We start from the raw sequence: 16552 nt of genomic DNA, 5'->3' as shown, positions 1-16552 counted from the left end.
TTTTACCCTTTGTCTAAGCTCTTGCAACCGCACTCCTTAAGCGCGATCTCGACATCGCAAAAGTGATTATGCTCGTGTGCAAGATGAGCTATGAATTCTTGCTTTGAACGATCGGGCGTGATGTCGTGCATGTGAATTTTGTGATTTACGTAAGCAACTTTCGTAGCGAAGCTAAGTGCGATATTTACGTCATGGCTTATCAAGATGACACCGATTCCTTCTTTGTTTATCTCGCTAAGCAGGCTGTAAATCGCGGCTTGTCCTTTGGTGTCGATGCTTGCGGTTGGCTCATCAAGCATGAGAATTTTAGCCTTTGCGCAAAGCGCTCTTGCGATATAAACTCTTTGTCTTTGCCCGCCTGAAAGCTCGCCTATGCGAGAGTTTGCAAACTCGTTCATACCGACTTTTTCAAGCGCTTTCATCGCTTCTGATTTATCGTTCTTTGTGTAAAAGCCGAAAATTTTCCTATCTATTCGCCCCATAAGCACCACTTCTAAAACTCTCATCGGAAAATTCGCGTTTATGAAGATGTTTTGAGGGACGTATCCTATGGTTTTGCTAACCTCGCTAGGGTTTTTATCAAATATCTTTATCTCGCCACTTTTATGCCTTAAAAGCCCTAGCATAAGGCGAAGCAGGGTTGATTTGCCCCCGCCGTTTGGGCCTATGATAGCTAGAAAATCCTTGATATCATAGCTTAAATTTATATTTTCAAATATCAAATTCTCATCGTATCCAAACGACAAATTTTCTATCTTAACCCCGTTCATAAAACCGATATCCTACCCGCGATAAAAAACATAAAAGCTCCCAAGCCAAACATCACTAAAAGAGCTAGGAATTCGCAGTAAATTTTTAAATTTTTATATTTTGAGAGCGCATTTACCTTCGTGCCAAAGACCGCTGCGATAAATATAACTATACTCATACCAAGCGCCATAAAAACGCCGCTCATCACGCCTATAAACCAGCTGTTTAGACTAAATGCAAGTATAAATACGATGATGGTGCCGGGACACGGCACAAGCGAGGCTGCAAGCGCTACAAACCACTCGTTTAGGCTCTTTGGTTTAACTTCCATTGCTTTACAAGCCGCACATCCGCAGTCTGCTTTGTGAGAGCTAAATTTGTAGTTATGAACTTTTGGTTTGAGCGATTTTAGCTTCGTAAATATCATATAAGCAGAGATCGCCATGATGATAATGGCTGAAATTTTAGTCGTCAAATTTGCAGCGGAATTTGCTACGTTTGCCGCAAAACTTTCAAGCAAACTCATGGTAATCCAAACCAGCATGAGCGCGCCAAGCACGTGCAAAATGCCGATTTTAAGCGAGAAGCCAAAAGCTTTTAAGTAGCTGCCTCCGCTTGCCGCAAAATACGATGTCGTAAGCAGTTTGCCATGCCCAGGGCCCGCTGCGTGCAAAAAGCCGTAGACGAAGCTAAAAAGCATAATGAGGGCAAATTTTGAAGCTTCAAATGCGGTTGAGTTTTCTTTGATGAGTTCTTTTAGCCTGTCTAAAAAGCCTATCGTGGTTCTAGCAAGAGAGTTAAATTTCGCTTCGTCTATCGCATCAATCTCTTCTAAATTTTTGTTTTTTACAAGCGAGCTAAGCTCAGGCTTGTCTTTGTTTGAAATTTTAGGTTTTTGCTCACTCATCTCAAAAAACACGGTGTTTAAATTTGAATTTGGCACTATGAAAATGGATTCGGTTATCCTGTAAGGCTCGTTATTTGCGATTTTGAAGTTAAAAAATCCTTCGCGATCGATTATCTCAAACACAACCACACGGCGAGGCAAAATTTCTAAATTTAGCTCCAAAACATACTCGAAATTTAGCCTGTTTTCTTCGATATAAACGCGCTGGCTCTTTGTTTTGACGAATAAATTTTCGCTCGCACCCTCGCCGTCATAAAAGCTAACCGTAGTAAGATACCCGCGCGGCACGATGTAGTCAAGCAAGGACTTTTGGACGTTCCAAGCTTCTTTTTCGTTTAGCTTTTTATCGGCATCCTCGTCGTATCCTTGCATGGTTAGCTCGGTGAAATTTTCTGAAAACGTCCAAGTTATCGTGGCTGTTTTAAGCGTGTCGCTCCATGCGTCAAATTTGATCTGCGCATGAGCTGTGGGTGTGTAAAGCGCACAAAGCGCACACGAGTAGGCAATGGACGCAAAAAGCGTCAATGCGGCCAGTATGCGCCCAAATTTCATCATTAAAGACTCTTGGCGAAAATTTCGGCTGTCTTTTTAAGCTCAGCCTCCCAGTCAAGCGGGAGCTGATCTATCTCAACTACCTTTGCACCTGTCTCTTTTGCGATTAAATTTGCCGATTTTTTAGAAAACTGAGGCGCTACGAAGATCACCTTTACGCCGTGCTCTTTTGCCTCCTTGATGAGGTTTGCAAGCTCTGCGGGTTTTGGCTCTTTGCCCTCGACTTCGATTGAAATTTGCTCTAAATCATAGCGCTTTGCAAAGTATCCCCAAGATGGGTGATACACGATAAATTCGCGGTTTTTAAGATTTGTAAGCTTATCTTTGATGAATTTGTCAAGTTCGTCTAGCTTAACGAGAAATTCCTGGTAATTTGCGCTATAAAGCTCTTTATGCTCGGGAAAAACTCTAACAAGTCCGTTTAGGATGTTTTTAGCCTGAGTTTTTACAAGCACCGGATCAAGCCAGATGTGTGGATCAAGCCCGTCGTGGCTATGACAATGCACTTTTCCGTTGTGCTCGTGGCAATGCTCTTTTTTCTCATGTCCTTCATGCTCATGCTCTTGCATAGCGACTCTTTCTATCCCTTTTTGAGTAAAGATAAATTTTAGCTTTGGAAACGACTGCTGAAATTTCGGCAACCAAACCTCTTCAAATTCAATGCCTATGGCAAAATAAAGTTTGCTGTTTTCAAGAGATTTCATCTGCTTTGGCTTTGGCTCGTAAGTGTGAGGATCGGCTCCAGGAGATACCATGGTATTTACTTCAACCGTGTCGCCTGCGATCTGTTTTACGAAAAATTCCTGAGGTAATATACTTACACTAACGACGGGTTTTGCAAAGCATACAAGCGCGCCAAAACATAAAAAAGCTAAAATTTTCTTCATCTTAAACCTTTTTTCAAAATTTTTAGGGAAGTATAGCAAAAGCAACTTAGTTGCGAATTAATGCTTTTTTATATAAATTTTAGTATGATAGCTTTTGAGATTAAACGAAAGGATGAGATGTCGCCTCAAGAGCTCTTAAGGATAAACGATATAAAGGCAACTCCGCTTCGGTTGCAAATTTTAGAAATTTTATCTCGCGCCGATACTCCGCTTGGATATGATGAAATTTTAAGCAAAATTAAGGCCAATAAAACGACATTTTACCGCTCGATGGAGATTTTTGAAGCTAAAGGCATTATCGTAAAAAGCGAAAACAACCACAAAAATTTTTACGAGCTTGCAGGCGAAGCAAAGGCGTATTTTGTCTGTGATGTTTGCAGAAAGATGACAAATATCGATATGCCGAATTTAAACCAAAGCCACGTTAAAAGCGTAGTTGTAAAGGGAATTTGCGATGATTGCTTTTAAATTTCCTCATTTTCGCCGTAAAGCTCCGCAAGATGATCTGGGATCGCCTTTGGACGCTTTTTGTCAAGGTCAAAATATACGTAAGTGGTTATGGCTTTAGCTATGATCTTGCCGTCTTTTATAAATTCGTAAAATCTGTTTGAACTAACTTTTCTAGCCTGTTTTGTCCATGTTTTTATCTCGATCTCGTCGCCTAAATAAATTTGCTCTAAATAGTCGATTTCGTTGCGTTTTATAACCCAAGTCGAGTTGTTTTTAAGCTGCTCTTCAAACGTATCTCCTACGAAATTTGAGTGCGCAAAAGCCGCTTCTTGCATCCAAACAAGATAGTATGCGTTGTTTGCGTGGTTGTTTATGTCTATGGCCTCTTTGCCTACTTTAAATTTGTAGCTAAAAATTCTCATATTTGTCCTTTTGTTTGATACAATTGTAACTCAAATTTTTAAAAAGGCGGTTTTATGAAGAGCTCTTGGGATAAAAAAGCGGCTAATTACTCAAGATATGAGGGCGAACTTAACGAATTTCAAAAAGAATTTTTTGATAAGTTAGATAAATACGGAATAGACTTTAAAGAAAAAACTCTTATAGATGTGGGTTGTGGAACAGGTGTAAAAACTCTTCATCTTGCTAAAATGTGTAAAAACGTAACAGGTCTTGATCTCTCGACCAAGATGCTTGAGGTTATGAGCGATGACGCTCGCAAATTCGGTATCTCAAATTTAAGGATAGTTGAGAGCGATTGGACGAGCTTTAAGCTTGATCAAATTTACGATATAGCTTTTAGCACTATGAGTCCGGCGATCGCAACCGTAGAGGACTTTGATAAATTTACAAGTGCAGGCAAGCAAAGAGTTTATCTATGGTGGAATAAGCCTAGAAATTCGGACTTAATCAATAAATTTTATGAAATTTACGGCGAGAGAAAAGGGTGGTTTGATAGAGCAAGCGGGTTTGAGTATCACTTGCAAATGCAAAAAATTCCTTTTAAATCAGAGATTATCCAAGAGGTAAGAAGCAAGGATTTGAGTTTACAGGAAGCTTACGAAAATGTTACTTGGCATTTAGAAATCGGCGAAATTAAATTTGATGAAAAATCCCTTAAAAACGAACTTGAAAAGCAAAGTATAAACGGAAAAATAACAGAAACTATCAGCTCTTCAATGAAACTTTTGGTGTTTTAGGATATAATCGGATAATTTTTTGTCGGAGATTATTTTGAGGTTTTTGTTGATATTTTTAATGTCCATGTCGCTTTTTGCAAATAGCCGACCGGTAGCACCGATTGAGGTTATTAAGTATGATGAGAAAAAAGCGCAGCTTGGCAAAAACCTTTTTTACGATACCAGACTTAGCCCAAGCGGAACCGTTTCTTGTGAAAGATGCCATAATCTTTACTGGAATACAAGCGGTACGATAGATCACAATATCAAAGTTTCCATAAGCGGCTATATGAATCCTCCTACCGTGTTAAATGCCGCATCAAATTTTTTGTTTTTCAAAAACGGTAGAGTAAGAAATATGAAAGATCAGGTCATAGAGAGCATAACCGATCTAAATCAGCTTGGAAGCACAAAGGAATTCGTAGTAAAAAAAGTAAGCTCCAACGCTAAATATAGAAGCCAGTTTTATGCCGTTTATGATGACGGAGTAACTTTTGAAAATATAGTTGATGCTATAGCGGAATTTCAAAAAGCTCTTATAACTCCTAATGCAAGGTTTGATCAGTTTTTAAGAGGCGATGAAAACGCCCTTAATAGCGATGAAAAAAGAGGTTTTGAACTGTTTAAAAAAGTCGGATGCATAAACTGCCATAGCGGCAGAAATTTAGGCGCAAATGTATATTATAACGTACAGCTTGACGATAATTCAGTTAAAGCCGAGACGGGGTATTATAAAGTGCCCGGACTTAGAAATATCGCTAAAACGGCTCCGTATTTTTACAACGGCAAGCAGGATAATTTAAAAGAGGCGATCAGGCATATTTCAGGTCTTCAAGTATCTCAGGATATCACTGATGAAGAGATGGAATTTATATATAAATTTTTACTTACCTTAAGTGGCGAAAAGCCTGAAATTTTAAAATGAAAAACAAAATTATATTTTTAAAATTGCTGTTTTTGTCTTTGGCACTGATTTTATTTATGGGCGCTATGATAACCTATAAGGCAAACAAAGATGTTTTAGAAGGTTATAGGTGGAGCAACTATATAACCGATCTGGTTAGGATAAATAAAGAGATTAAATTTATACTAGATAAGACATTTTTGCAAGCCGATCACGATAAAATGATGCAGCTAACTAATGATTTTAGCGGTATCGTGAATGAAATTTTATATACTAAAAAGCATAAATCCTTTAACGAAGTTCCGGTAAATCTTGAAACCATAGAAAGAGTCAAGGAAATTTTCGATAAAAAAATAAATTTGATAGATAATTTTAACTCCGTTGCGATACTGGCTAAATTCATATATGACGATATAATCTTTAAAGATCTTTATAGAAGCAGTTATTTTGACAGTGTTATGCCTAGCATTTTGCTCTTTAGATATGATATAAACGCAAATTTAAAAAAACCATACAAGCTTTTAAGCGAGTATTTTGAAAGAGCGGAGCTTAATAAGCACGACATAAGCTTCCTGCATGGAGCCAAGGAGCTTGTGGAGTATTATCAAGAGGCGCAGATAACTTTAAATGAGATTTATGGACTAAATTTGCAAGAGCAACTTGATAAGCTTGTTGTAGAAAGTCAGCAATACATCAACAAGTCCATCTCGAATTTAAAAAATATGACTAGAATTTTTATCCTGCTCATAGCTATATCGATAATTTTGATATTTTTTACATTTTTAAAAAGCAAAAGAATATTAAAAAGATCAAACCATCTGCATCAAGCCATCGATAATATATTTAGTTCGGTTATGTTTATAGATATGAATAGAAAAATTAAATATGTAAATAAAATTTTTGAAGAAACTACCGGCTATAAGCCCGAAGAGGTTATAGGAAAAAGCACCGACATACTAAAATCCCATACTCACGTGAATGAATTTTACGAAGATATCATCAAGACTTTAGAAAGCGATAAAATTTGGAGATGCAACGAGTATGTAACGGAGTCAAAAAACGGCGATTTGATTTATGAGCAAGTTATGTTTTCTCCTTTGTTTGATGAAAAGGGCAAAAGAGAAGGCTATCTATCGGTAAAATTTGACAGAACTCAAGAAATTTTAAACGCAAAAGAGCTTGAGAAAAAAGATATCGAGCTTAGAAACAAGGCTCTTTATGATAGACTCACGGGATTTGGTAGCTATTTTGGTCTTACGCAAAGGCTTACGGAGCATCCAAGCGGTATGATCATCTATATAAATATCAATAACTTTATGGATTTTCGCTTCTTTTACAAGACAAAGACGATAGAGCTTATTATCACTTCATTTGCCAATACAATCCAGCTTTGTATCGATACTTATAAGATAAATGCAAGCGTTTATAGAGTGCAGTTTGATGAATTTTGTATCTGGTATGACGGTAATAATGTCCAAAGAGATATAAGCAGGATTAAAGATTATTTCGTAGCTAACGACCTTTATATCGTAGTCGATGATAAAAAAGAGTTTATCCCGAACATAAAAACCACTATCGGCGTTAGTTTGGCGCAAGATACTATTCAGACAAACCGCCTAACTCAAGCTATGCTTGCTCACCACGAGGCTAAGTATAGAGGTGAAGATGTTTATTACTACACCGAAAACAGCCACATAGAGCAGCAGTATTATCAAAACCAAATCATGTCAAGAACTATCGAATACGCTATTTATAACAACACCATTATCGTGGAGTGCCAAGGCGTATATGACATATCCTTTAACGTAAAAAATCCTAAAGTTAAATACTATGAAGTTCTTGTGCGCCTCATCGACGAACACGGCAAGATGCGCTATCCTGGGGAATTTTTGGATATCGCTAAGAAAATTTCTCTTTATAACGACATAACTAAAAAAGTCATAGGTCATGTATTTAGACTTGTTGAGAGATTTCCCGATCTTAAATTTTCGATGAATCTTTCAAATAGCGACATCATAAATTCCCAAATTCGCGATCTCATAGAACAAAAGCTTAGAATTTGCTCATATCCTGAGCATGTTTATTTTGAAATTTTAGAATCCGAAGGCGTGGATGACTATGAAGCGGTAAATGATTTTATCCACAAAGTAAGCAGCTATAACTCTAAAATCGCAATTGACGATTTTGGTAGCGGCTACTCAAACTACTACCGAATTTTAGAGCTTGATATAGATACGATTAAAATCGACGGCTCCATAATCAAAAAGCTGCCTTTTGATAAAAACGCCAGGTATCTAATGCAAACCATCATCGACTTTGCCAATCGCCAAAATTACAATGTGGTAGCTGAATTTGTAAGCACTCCTGAAATTTTAGCGGAAGTTAAAAAATTCGGTATCAAATACGCTCAAGGCTTCTTGCTTGGCAAGCCTATCTCACCTGACGATCTAAAAAAAGATACTAAAAAATAATTCGCTTTTATCCTAGGCTTATAAATTTATATGCCTTATTCTTTTAAATTCTATTATCTAAATTTAATTACTAAAATTCTATAATTTAAAATATAAAATAGGATATAAACTTGAAGTATAAAACTTATATTGCTATTGATGATACCGATGAAATAGGATATACTAAATCCACTGGTATGATTGCTGAAAATATAGTGGAATTTATAAATGAGCGCTTTTGTGAATGTTCTTTTATAAGTCGCCATCAGTTGCTAATTGACGAAAGAGTAAATTACACTTCGCACAACAGCTCAATGTGCTTTAGCACCTATCTGAACGAAGCTCAAAGAGATGAGGTTATCAAATTTGCGCAAGCTTTTTTGATAAAAGAAAGCGCGCCTAGCAGTGAGCCAGGGCTCGCGGTTGCCTTTGAAAAAGATATCTTAAATTTAAATTCTCTTATCGAATTTGGCAAAAGAGCAAAAGTTGAGTTTATAACAAAAGATGAAGCTTATGATGAGGCAAAAAGACAAAACGTCTATCTTAAAGAGCTTAAAAATGAAGGCAGAGGAGTTATAGGAGCGCTTGCGGGCATAGCTCTTAGACTTAGCGGAAATGACGGAAGGATAAAAGGCAAAATAAGACTTCAAAAAGATGAGATGAGCGCACAAGAGATTTTAAATTTGGGCTTTATAGATGAAATTTTGGATGAAAATTTTAAACAAGTGAATAAAGACGAAATAATCTTAACGGGCTTTGATTTAAAGCTTATAGTTAGAAATTCTAGATCCGTTTTGCTTGTAAAAAGAGATAAAAACGGCAAATTTAAAGCCTACGATATAAAAGATCTTAGAGGTTTTTAGTGGCCAAATTTGAGTATTTTGATGAGCGCGGTATCTTCTTAAAAGGTAAATTTGATTACGAAAGTGCTAAAATTTCATCTAGAAGATGCGATAAATTTATGCTTGACAGCGATGAGGACGAGATCGTTTGCGACACAAGCAAGCCAAGCTGCTACAACTGCCTATTTAGGCGGTGGAATAAGGATAGTTTTGAATGTTTAAAGTTAAGATAGTTTATAAATTTGCGCTTATCGTATTGCTTGCAGCGGGGCTTTTGCTCTTAGGGTATTCGGGCTTTAAATTCGCTTGCGGAGATTACAGCGAATTTCTTATGCTGCTGCATAGAATTTGCGGTTTTGCGCTTTTGGTTGTGGCTATGCTTCATATCATTATCAAGCGAAGAAAGCTTGTGAAGCTCTTTAATGAGTTTCTTGATGTGGTTTTGGCTAGGAAAAATCCCTCGTTTTGCAACATGGATAGGCTTGTTATGGCGCTTGAAAATCACACTATCCAAACTATCGCCGATACTTTGCGCATCGATGCCGATGATCTTGTTGAAATTTTAAAAGATGGCGAAGTTAAATTTGATGGCAAAAATCAGACCCTAAGGGATATCGCAAGACTAAATGACGAGAAGATTTTTTATACTCTTGTGTTGATAGTCGAAGCTAAATTCGGAGATAGAAGCCAGAAATTTAGAAGTTGTAATATATAAATATATATTTTAAAGCTTAAATTTTTACTATCGTTTTTACACTTATCCGTCTTTTAAATTTGCCCTAAATTCAGCCGTTTTACTCTCTAAAAATTTAAATTTCGTTAAATAAATTTCAGTTTCTTTTAAATAACTCTTAAATAAAATTATTTTTATATATTTTATATTGCATTATATCTATATACGGTCTATTTAAAAATATAAAAATTAAATTTATATAGGAGTTGGGATGAAAAAGAGCGCATTAATAGCATGTAGTGTTGCTATTGCTTTACATGCTCAAGTTTTTGAACTTGGACAGGTTGAAGTTGTCTCAAACGTTGAAGGTGTGCAAAAAAGTGACACGAATGTTGTTGTGATTGATACTGAAAAGATGCAAAAAGACGAGATAAAAAGGCTTTCTGAAGTCGCTTGCTCGACGCCCGGTGTTTATGTGGATAAGAAAGGTCCAAGAGCTGAGCAGAATTTCTATATTCGCAGCTTTGACGCTAGGCGCGTGCCGCTATTTATAGACGGAATTCCCGTTTATATCCCGTATGACGGAAATGCGGATTTTGGTCGTTTTACCACCTTTGATCTAAGCCAAATCGTAATTTCAAAAGGCGCAAGCAGTGTGCTTTACGGTGCAAACACTATGGGCGGAGCGATAAATTTAGTGTCCAAAAAGCCTACGCGCGAATTTGAAGGCAACATCGGATATGGGATTGAACTGGGTAAGAGCAAAGATACTTTCGGCAACAATGTGGATTTTAACTTAGGCTCGCGTCAAGAGATGTTTTATGTGCAAGCGGGCGGAAGCTTTATGGAGGATAATGGTCAGCAGCTTTCAAGCAATTTTACAAAAGATGTAAGAGGTAATGAAGATGGCGCAAGGCGTGAGAATTCAGTTCAAAGAGACAAGAAGATCAACTTAAAATTCGGTTTTACTCCAAATGAAACAGATGAATACGCTATCTCTTACGTAAAACAAAAAGGATCAAAAGAACAGCCTTTTTATGCTGGCAAATATGCTAACTTTCATAATTGGGATAGATATTGGGATTGGCCAAGATGGGACAGAGAGAGTCTTTATCTCTTATCCAATACAAAATTTGATGCCTTGTATCTAAAGACAAAAATTTTCCATGATACTTTTAAAAATGGAGTATATGACTTTGCAGATAAGAAAAAAAACAACAAAAAGTGGTGCCGATAGTAACTATAAAGATAATTCCTATGGCTTTGGTATTGAACTTGGTGGAGATATAGGCGATAAAGATACTTTAAAATTCTCTGCAAATTACAAATACGATAAGCATAGTAGCTCTAAAGTTGGAGAGCCAGAAGAGATTATGAAAGATAAGTCATACTCTTTTGGCCTAGAAAATACATATAAATTTACGGATATGACTAAATTTATAGCAGGAGTAAGCTACGATGTAAGAGATCCGCAAACTGCTAGATTTTTTCCCAACCATTAGATGGAGGAGCTAAAAAGCTAATATATTTTAATGATAAAATTAAAAAAGAGCACGCGTTTAATTATCAAGTGTCTTTAAAACATAGTTTTGATGGAAGTGACGAGTTAAGTTTGAGTTACGCTAAAAAGACATATTTTCCAAGCATGAAAGATAGATATAGCGAAAGATTTCGTAGATTTGTGCCAAATCCTACTTTAAAGCCCGAGATTGCGAACCACTATGAGATAGGATACCAAAAAACATTTGCCGATATGCTAAGACTTGAAAGTGCTCTATTTTATTCAAAAGTTAAAGATGCAATTGGCGGTGTTGATGTTAAACTTGGCGGTAGAACCTTGCAGCAAAATCAAAATATAGATACAGCCGAATACAAAGGCTTTGAGCTAAGCGCTATCTATTTTGCAACTAAAAGTGTCGAGCTTGGTGGTAACTATACATACATAAAAGCCAAGTATAAAAACAAAAATGAACTAATATACGACTTGCCAAAGCATAAAGCATTTGCGTATGCTGATTTTAAGATAACTCCTAAATTTTCATTATATACATCTCAAGAGCTTGTTTCAAGCAGATGGTCTAGGGTGCCCACAAGCAGAACTACACACCTAGATCATAAAACTTCAGGTTTTGGCGTAACGAATTTCAAATTTACTTATAAACCGACTGAAAATTTGATGATCGATGCGGGAATTTCAAATTTGTTTGATAAAAACTACGAATATCGCGAGGGATTTCCTGAGGAAGGAAGGGTGTTTTTCTCAAATATTCGATATAAATTTTAGTAGCAACCAAAGCTTTATCTTGCAAACTTTTTGATAGCTAAAATTTGGGAGAGTTTTATTCTCCCAAATTAGTTTTAAAAATCTAAGCTTTTAACCGAAAATTTAGATTTTTAAAATAAACTACAACCATAAAGGATAAAAATGCTTAAGAAATTCTTGGTTTTTCTGTTGTCGTTTTCTTTCGCTTTTGGTATGAGCGAGGCTGAGATCAAAAGCTATATAGAGCAAAATAGCGATAATTACGAGCTTTTAAATGGTGCTCCTGATAAAATTTACGCAAGCAGTCCTACGCTTCTTTACCTGCTTTATGCGTTAGCTCCGGAAAGGATCATTGGTTCAAATTTCGAGTGGAACGACTACGAGCGACCGTATATAAAAGAGTCCGTGCTTAATCAGCCCGTGGTCGGTGGATTTTTCGGGCAGGGCAAGATCCCAAATATCGAGATGCTACTTCGCATAAATCCCGAGCTTATTCTCATAAACGCAAATTCTAAAGACAGCAAAAAGATGAAAGATGTCTTTGGCTCTATCAAAAAGCCGATGCTCTATCTTAGTGCTACAAGCCTAGAAGACTACGCGCAAAGCTTTGAAATTTTAGGTCATGTTATCGGCAAAGAGCAGCGAGCCAAAGAGCTTACTTTATACGCGCAAAATTCGCTGAATTTGACTGAGAAAATTGAAGCTTACATCGCTAAAAACGGTCTTAAAAAAGTTAGAATGTATTATGCGCAAGGCAAAGACGGTCTTTCAACCGAGTGTGAAGGCTCGTATCACGCTACGCTTATACCAAAAAGCGGAGGCGAAGTCGTACATAAATGCGGTGAAGAAAATGCAAATTCTTACGGGCGAGTGAAGGTAAGCTTTGAGCAGGTTCTTAAGTATAATCCGGATATGATATTGATTTATGAGCGTGAGTTTTACGATAAAATTTACTCTGATCCCAAGTGGGCTTTGCTTGATGCGGTAAAAAACAAAAGAGTGTATTATATCCCAAGAGAGCCTTTTAGCTGGTTTGATCGCCCGCCTTCTTTTATGAGGTTTTTAGGGATTAAATGGCTTATAAATTTAGCCTATCCCGACGCTTTTAAATTTGATATGGTAAGCCAAACCAAAGAGTTTTACAAGCTGTTTTTGGATATTTCGTTAAGCGACGAGCAGGCGATGAGAATTTTAGGGCAAAAATGAAGATAATATATGAGCCTGGGCTAAAATTTGCACAAATTTATCTTTTAGTCGGTCTTTTGAGTGTAAAATTAGCGAGCATTGATGAGTAAAAAAGCATTTTTGTTTTTGCTCTTTTTGCTGCTTTCTTGCGTTTTTGCTTCGCTTTTGCTTGGCAAATACGGCTTTAGCGCAAACGAATACATAGCTTACTTTAAGGCCCTTTTAAGCGGTAAAGATCTTAAAGAATTTGAGATCATGCACACGCTACTAAGTGAAATTCGTCTGCCTAGAATTTTAGCCTGCTTGCTGATCGGTGCCAGCCTTGCGATTTCAGGCGCTGCATATCAGGCGATGTTTGTAAATCCTCTCGTTTCGCCTTCGATACTTGGCGTGCTGGCGGGTGCGGGCTTTGGAGCGGCTCTTGGGATGTTCTTTCGCTTAAGCGACGTGCTGGTTCAGCTTAGCACCTTTGCCTTTGGCTTTTTGGCGGTTATCTTTTCGCTGCTTATTTCGGCTCTTTATTCGCGACAAGGAAGCGTTATAGTGCTGGTTCTTGGCGGTGTTATAAGCGGCTCGTTGTTTTCTTCGTTGCTTTCGGTTTTAAAATACGCCGCAGATCCAAACGATAGTCTGCCTAGTATTACTTATTTTTTAATGGGAAGCCTTAGCTTTGCTTCAAAAAGCTTTATGCAAATTTCAATTTTGCCGATGTTTGCAGGTATCATCTTGCTTGCGTTTTGCGGTAAATATCTAAACGCTTTAAGCCTTGGCGAAGAGGAGGCAAAAAGCCTTGGCGTAAATGTGCTGAGAGTTAAAATTTTTGTTATCTTGGTAGCTACTTTTATAAGCGCTCTAAGTGTCACGATCGCTGGGATAATCGGCTGGATCGGGCTTATAGTCCCACACATCGCACGGTTTGTTTATGGTGCGGACAACAGAGCCGTTTTAGTAAGCTCGGCAATGATCGGTGCGATCTTTTTGCTCTTTTGCGATAGCTTTTCGCGACTTATTTTTACCTTTGAAATTCCTATCGGCATAGTTACATCGCTTTTTGGAATTCCGATGTTTGTTATCATCTTGCGCCACGCTAAAAAGGGCTTTTGATGTTGATAGAGGTTAGAAATTTAAGTTTTGCCTATAAGGACCGCACTATACTTGATGATATAAGCTTTGGCATAGACGAAGGAGATACTTTAAGTATTTTAGGTGCAAACGGAAGCGGCAAAAGCACTCTGCTTCGCATCATGCTCGGGTTTTTGAAATTTAAAGGCGAAGTTTTAATTGCCGGCAAAAGTGTGAGGAAATACTCTAAAAATTCGCTCGCAAGCCTTATAGCTTACGTGCCTCAAACTCATGCACCGTCATACGAATACACCGTATTTGATGTGGTTTTAATGGGGGCGCTTTGCAGGACGCCGATGTTTTCAAATTTTGCCAAAAGAGATAAAATTTTAGCCGAGCAGGCGCTTGATAAGATGGGAATTTTAAAGCTTAAGGACGAGCCATATACTCGCGTAAGTGGCGGCGAAAGGCAGCTTGCTTATATCGCGCGCACGCTAGTTCAAGGCGCAAAGGCGATATTTATGGATGAGCCTACCAACGGGCTTGACTTTGGAAATCAGATAAAGCTTTTAGAGATGATAAAGATACTAAAAGACGAGGGTTATACTTTCGTGCAGACTACACACCATCCAAGGCACGCGAAATTCGTGTCAAATTTGGTGCTATTTTTAAAAGATGGCAAAATTTTAAACTTCGGCAGCAGCAAAGAGCTGATAAACGCTCAAAATATAGATAAAATTTACGGGGTGAATTACGAGAAGTATAAAGACAGTCTTTAGTTTGCTTTAAATGCAAATTTGTATCTTGCAAGATGGCTTGTCTTGATACGGCTTGATTTGATAAATTTGTATAAAATTTCAAAGGATTTATGATGATACTACCTTCAAACTACGATAAAATCGACTTTAACGAGCTTTATAAAGCTCAGCGAGCCAAAAGCTCGTTTGGCTCAAAAAGCGTAGAGGACTGGGATAATAAAGCAGCAGGAATGAACGAGAGCGTGCATGATAGCATTTATATCGATGAGTTTTTAAGCAGGGTTGATTTTAACGGCGTTGAAAGCGTGCTTGATTTTGCTTGCGGTCCGGGAACTTTGAGCCTAAAAGTAGCGCCTAAAGCAAAAAGCGTGTATGCTTATGACTACTCAAAGAACATGCTTAAATTTACCGAGCAAAATGCGGCTAAGTTAAATTTAACCAACATAAAAACCGCACAAAAGGCATTTGAAGACGACTGGAGCGATGTGCCGATCTGCGATATCGTATTTGCTTCGCGCTGCCTTGAGGTGGATGATCTACGTGGCGCACTCGCTAAGCTCATCTCAAAGGCGAAAAAGGCTGTTTATATCACTTTTAAAGTTGGAGCCAGCTTCGTCGATGAGGAAATTTTGCGTGTGATGAAGAAGGAGGTCGAGCCAAAGCCCGATTATATCTACCTTGTAAATATCTTGGCTCAGATGGGTTATCTGCCAAGGCTTGATTTTATAAAAAGCGAAAACAAGCATTGCGCCGCCACAAGTGCAGAGGAGCTTATCAAAAAAGTAACTTGGGGTATAGGAAGCGAGTTAAGCGATGTTGAAAAAGAGCGTTTAAGAAACTATTTTAACGAAGGCTATGAGCTTAAGAACGAGCCTATGATTTGGGCATTTGTGCGAGTTGATGTCTGAAATTTGAGTTGTAAAATTTATTTAGGATATATGAAGAAAATTTGACCTTGTGAAAAGGTCAAATTTTTGTATGAAATTATTTTGCCGCAGCTTCTACGTTGACTTGAATTTTTACTTTTTCAGAGATCATAGCATCTCCAAAATTTGAGCCTACGTTGAAGTCTTTTCTCATTACTTCGCCCGTGATGCTAAAGCCGATTTTTTCATTTCCATGATGATCTTTAGTGTCTCCACCGTATTCAAAGTCAAGTTTTACGGGTTTTGTTACTCCTCTTATGGTCAAGTCGCCATAAATATTGCCTTCATCACTGCCTTCTTTTTCAAATTTGGTCATTTTAAAAGTGATTTTGTCAAATTTGCCTGCATCAAAGAAGTCCTCTGAAGATAGGTGCTCATCACGTTTTTTGTTGTCTGTATCTATTGACTTGGTGTCTATTGTTACCTCAAGCATTTTTAGCTCGTTTGTTGCCTTGTCGTAGTCAACTTTAGCATCATAAGCTTTAAATTTACCATTTACTTTTGCTATTTTAAGGTGTTTAACTTGAAACCCTAATGTGCTGTGAGCATGGTCTATAGCATAATTTTGCGCATAGCTAAAGCTTGCTAAAAGCGCCGCAATAGCCGATATTTTGATTAGTTTTTTCATTATATATCCTTGTTTGAAATAATTTTTAAGATTATATTTGATATTTTGTAATGAATAATAAATCAGTTATATTTTGTGTTTTATTTTAATAATTTAGAATTTAAATTTAAGATAAATTTATGAAAAGAAAGTCCGCA

At 37.4% G+C, this 16552-nt stretch carries 19 protein-coding genes; 14 read left to right on the top strand and 5 right to left on the bottom strand.

From position 1 onward, the window contains the following. Nucleotides 1-2 precede the first annotated feature (2 nt). Genes CORI_RS09490 through CORI_RS09480 form a run of 3 tightly spaced genes read right to left on the bottom strand, consistent with a single transcriptional unit; the run spans nucleotide 3 to nucleotide 3096 of the window. Nucleotides 3-770 carry a metal ABC transporter ATP-binding protein gene (locus CORI_RS09490; protein WP_173031770.1) on the bottom strand — a complete coding sequence of 256 codons (768 nt, stop codon included), beginning with the start codon at nucleotides 768-770 and terminating at the stop codon, nucleotides 3-5. Further along, nucleotides 767-2212, bottom strand: a complete 1446-nt coding sequence (locus tag CORI_RS09485; protein ID WP_173031769.1) for a DUF1007 family protein — start codon at nucleotides 2210-2212, stop codon at nucleotides 767-769. The genes CORI_RS09490 and CORI_RS09485 overlap by 4 nt, the downstream gene beginning before the upstream one ends. Then, nucleotides 2212-3096, bottom strand: coding sequence for a metal ABC transporter solute-binding protein, Zn/Mn family (locus CORI_RS09480; RefSeq protein WP_173031768.1), 885 nt, complete (start codon nucleotides 3094-3096; stop codon nucleotides 2212-2214). The genes CORI_RS09485 and CORI_RS09480 overlap by 1 nt, the downstream gene beginning before the upstream one ends. Nucleotides 3097-3213: 117 nt before the next feature. Between CORI_RS09480 and CORI_RS09475 the strand changes: the two genes are divergently transcribed. Beyond that, nucleotides 3214-3564, top strand: a complete 351-nt coding sequence (locus CORI_RS09475) for a Fur family transcriptional regulator (protein ID WP_170018951.1) — start codon at nucleotides 3214-3216, stop codon at nucleotides 3562-3564. On the opposite strand, the gene CORI_RS09470 is transcribed toward CORI_RS09475, so the two are convergent. Next, nucleotides 3561-3968, bottom strand: a complete 408-nt coding sequence (locus tag CORI_RS09470; RefSeq protein ID WP_169976442.1) for a thioesterase family protein — start codon at nucleotides 3966-3968, stop codon at nucleotides 3561-3563. The genes CORI_RS09475 and CORI_RS09470 overlap by 4 nt on opposite strands. A 54-nt stretch (nucleotides 3969-4022) precedes the next feature. On the opposite strand from CORI_RS09470, the gene CORI_RS09465 reads away from it, so the two are divergent. The 13 genes from CORI_RS09465 to CORI_RS09415 all read left to right on the top strand — a co-directional run bounded on the left by CORI_RS09465 (nucleotide 4023) and on the right by CORI_RS09415 (nucleotide 15769). After that, nucleotides 4023-4745 carry a class I SAM-dependent methyltransferase gene (locus CORI_RS09465; RefSeq protein ID WP_173031767.1) on the top strand — a complete coding sequence of 241 codons (723 nt, stop codon included), beginning with the start codon at nucleotides 4023-4025 and terminating at the stop codon, nucleotides 4743-4745. Nucleotides 4746-4791: 46 nt separating this feature from the next. Further along, on the top strand, nucleotides 4792-5649 hold the full coding sequence (locus CORI_RS09460) for a cytochrome-c peroxidase (RefSeq protein WP_254064922.1): 858 nt from the start codon (nucleotides 4792-4794) through the stop codon (nucleotides 5647-5649). Further along, nucleotides 5646-8099, top strand: a complete 2454-nt coding sequence (locus CORI_RS09455) for a GGDEF domain-containing phosphodiesterase (protein WP_173031766.1) — start codon at nucleotides 5646-5648, stop codon at nucleotides 8097-8099. The genes CORI_RS09460 and CORI_RS09455 overlap by 4 nt, the downstream gene beginning before the upstream one ends. Before the next feature lie 110 nt (nucleotides 8100-8209). Next, nucleotides 8210-8941, top strand: coding sequence for a hypothetical protein (locus CORI_RS09450; protein WP_173031765.1), 732 nt, complete (start codon nucleotides 8210-8212; stop codon nucleotides 8939-8941). Beyond that, on the top strand, nucleotides 8941-9153 hold the full coding sequence (locus CORI_RS09445; protein WP_173031764.1) for a molybdopterin biosynthesis protein MoeB: 213 nt from the start codon (nucleotides 8941-8943) through the stop codon (nucleotides 9151-9153). Before CORI_RS09450 ends, CORI_RS09445 begins: the two co-directional genes overlap by 1 nt. Further along, nucleotides 9135-9635 carry a chemotaxis protein gene (locus CORI_RS09440; RefSeq protein ID WP_173031763.1) on the top strand — a complete coding sequence of 167 codons (501 nt, stop codon included), beginning with the start codon at nucleotides 9135-9137 and terminating at the stop codon, nucleotides 9633-9635. The genes CORI_RS09445 and CORI_RS09440 overlap by 19 nt, the downstream gene beginning before the upstream one ends. A gap of 229 nt (nucleotides 9636-9864) precedes the next feature. After that, nucleotides 9865-10830 carry a TonB-dependent siderophore receptor gene (locus CORI_RS10750; protein ID WP_254064921.1) on the top strand — a complete coding sequence of 322 codons (966 nt, stop codon included), beginning with the start codon at nucleotides 9865-9867 and terminating at the stop codon, nucleotides 10828-10830. After that, nucleotides 10790-11095 carry a BamA/TamA family outer membrane protein gene (locus CORI_RS10745; protein ID WP_254064920.1) on the top strand — a complete coding sequence of 102 codons (306 nt, stop codon included), beginning with the start codon at nucleotides 10790-10792 and terminating at the stop codon, nucleotides 11093-11095. The genes CORI_RS10750 and CORI_RS10745 overlap by 41 nt, the downstream gene beginning before the upstream one ends. After that, nucleotides 11077-11877, top strand: a complete 801-nt coding sequence (locus CORI_RS10740) for a TonB-dependent receptor (RefSeq protein ID WP_367889830.1) — start codon at nucleotides 11077-11079, stop codon at nucleotides 11875-11877. The genes CORI_RS10745 and CORI_RS10740 overlap by 19 nt, the downstream gene beginning before the upstream one ends. Nucleotides 11878-12018: 141 nt before the next feature. After that, nucleotides 12019-13062, top strand: coding sequence for an ABC transporter substrate-binding protein (locus CORI_RS09430; RefSeq protein WP_173031762.1), 1044 nt, complete (start codon nucleotides 12019-12021; stop codon nucleotides 13060-13062). Between the two features lie 81 nt (nucleotides 13063-13143). Then, on the top strand, nucleotides 13144-14145 hold the full coding sequence (locus CORI_RS09425) for an iron ABC transporter permease (protein WP_173031761.1): 1002 nt from the start codon (nucleotides 13144-13146) through the stop codon (nucleotides 14143-14145). Then, nucleotides 14145-14882, top strand: a complete 738-nt coding sequence (locus CORI_RS09420) for an ABC transporter ATP-binding protein (protein ID WP_173031760.1) — start codon at nucleotides 14145-14147, stop codon at nucleotides 14880-14882. The genes CORI_RS09425 and CORI_RS09420 overlap by 1 nt, the downstream gene beginning before the upstream one ends. Before the next feature lie 92 nt (nucleotides 14883-14974). Next, the gene (locus CORI_RS09415; protein ID WP_173031759.1) at nucleotides 14975-15769 is read left to right on the top strand and encodes a class I SAM-dependent methyltransferase; all 795 of its coding nucleotides are present in this window, start codon (nucleotides 14975-14977) and stop codon (nucleotides 15767-15769) included. Between the two features lie 76 nt (nucleotides 15770-15845). Here the strand turns inward: CORI_RS09415 and CORI_RS09410 are convergent, their stop codons facing one another. Continuing rightward, nucleotides 15846-16415: a YceI family protein gene (locus tag CORI_RS09410; RefSeq protein ID WP_173031758.1), complete on the bottom strand. Its 570-nt coding sequence runs from the start codon at nucleotides 16413-16415 to the stop codon at nucleotides 15846-15848. Nucleotides 16416-16552: the final 137 nt, after the last annotated feature.

It is taken from the genome of Campylobacter sp. CCUG 57310, from assembly GCF_013201975.1.
Classification (GTDB): domain Bacteria; phylum Campylobacterota; class Campylobacteria; order Campylobacterales; family Campylobacteraceae; genus Campylobacter_A; species Campylobacter_A canis.
The sequence above is the reverse complement of the archived record's forward strand: the minus strand, read 5'-3'. Positions and strand labels throughout refer to the sequence as shown.

Coding starts and splice junctions, on each gene's coding strand:
- CORI_RS09490 (WP_173031770.1), bottom strand. CDS start 770: ATGAACGGGGTTAAGATAGAAAATTTGTCGTTTGGATACGATGAGAAT.
- CORI_RS09485 (WP_173031769.1), bottom strand. CDS start 2,212: ATGATGAAATTTGGGCGCATACTGGCCGCATTGACGCTTTTTGCGTCC.
- CORI_RS09480 (WP_173031768.1), bottom strand. CDS start 3,096: ATGAAGAAAATTTTAGCTTTTTTATGTTTTGGCGCGCTTGTATGCTTT.
- CORI_RS09475 (WP_170018951.1), top strand. CDS start 3,214: ATGTCGCCTCAAGAGCTCTTAAGGATAAACGATATAAAGGCAACTCCG.
- CORI_RS09470 (WP_169976442.1), bottom strand. CDS start 3,968: ATGAGAATTTTTAGCTACAAATTTAAAGTAGGCAAAGAGGCCATAGAC.
- CORI_RS09465 (WP_173031767.1), top strand. CDS start 4,023: ATGAAGAGCTCTTGGGATAAAAAAGCGGCTAATTACTCAAGATATGAG.
- CORI_RS09455 (WP_173031766.1), top strand. CDS start 5,646: ATGAAAAACAAAATTATATTTTTAAAATTGCTGTTTTTGTCTTTGGCA.
- CORI_RS09440 (WP_173031763.1), top strand. CDS start 9,135: ATGTTTAAAGTTAAGATAGTTTATAAATTTGCGCTTATCGTATTGCTT.
- CORI_RS10750 (WP_254064921.1), top strand. CDS start 9,865: ATGAAAAAGAGCGCATTAATAGCATGTAGTGTTGCTATTGCTTTACAT.
- CORI_RS09430 (WP_173031762.1), top strand. CDS start 12,019: ATGCTTAAGAAATTCTTGGTTTTTCTGTTGTCGTTTTCTTTCGCTTTT.
- CORI_RS09425 (WP_173031761.1), top strand. CDS start 13,144: ATGAGTAAAAAAGCATTTTTGTTTTTGCTCTTTTTGCTGCTTTCTTGC.
- CORI_RS09420 (WP_173031760.1), top strand. CDS start 14,145: ATGTTGATAGAGGTTAGAAATTTAAGTTTTGCCTATAAGGACCGCACT.
- CORI_RS09415 (WP_173031759.1), top strand. CDS start 14,975: ATGATACTACCTTCAAACTACGATAAAATCGACTTTAACGAGCTTTAT.
- CORI_RS09410 (WP_173031758.1), bottom strand. CDS start 16,415: ATGAAAAAACTAATCAAAATATCGGCTATTGCGGCGCTTTTAGCAAGC.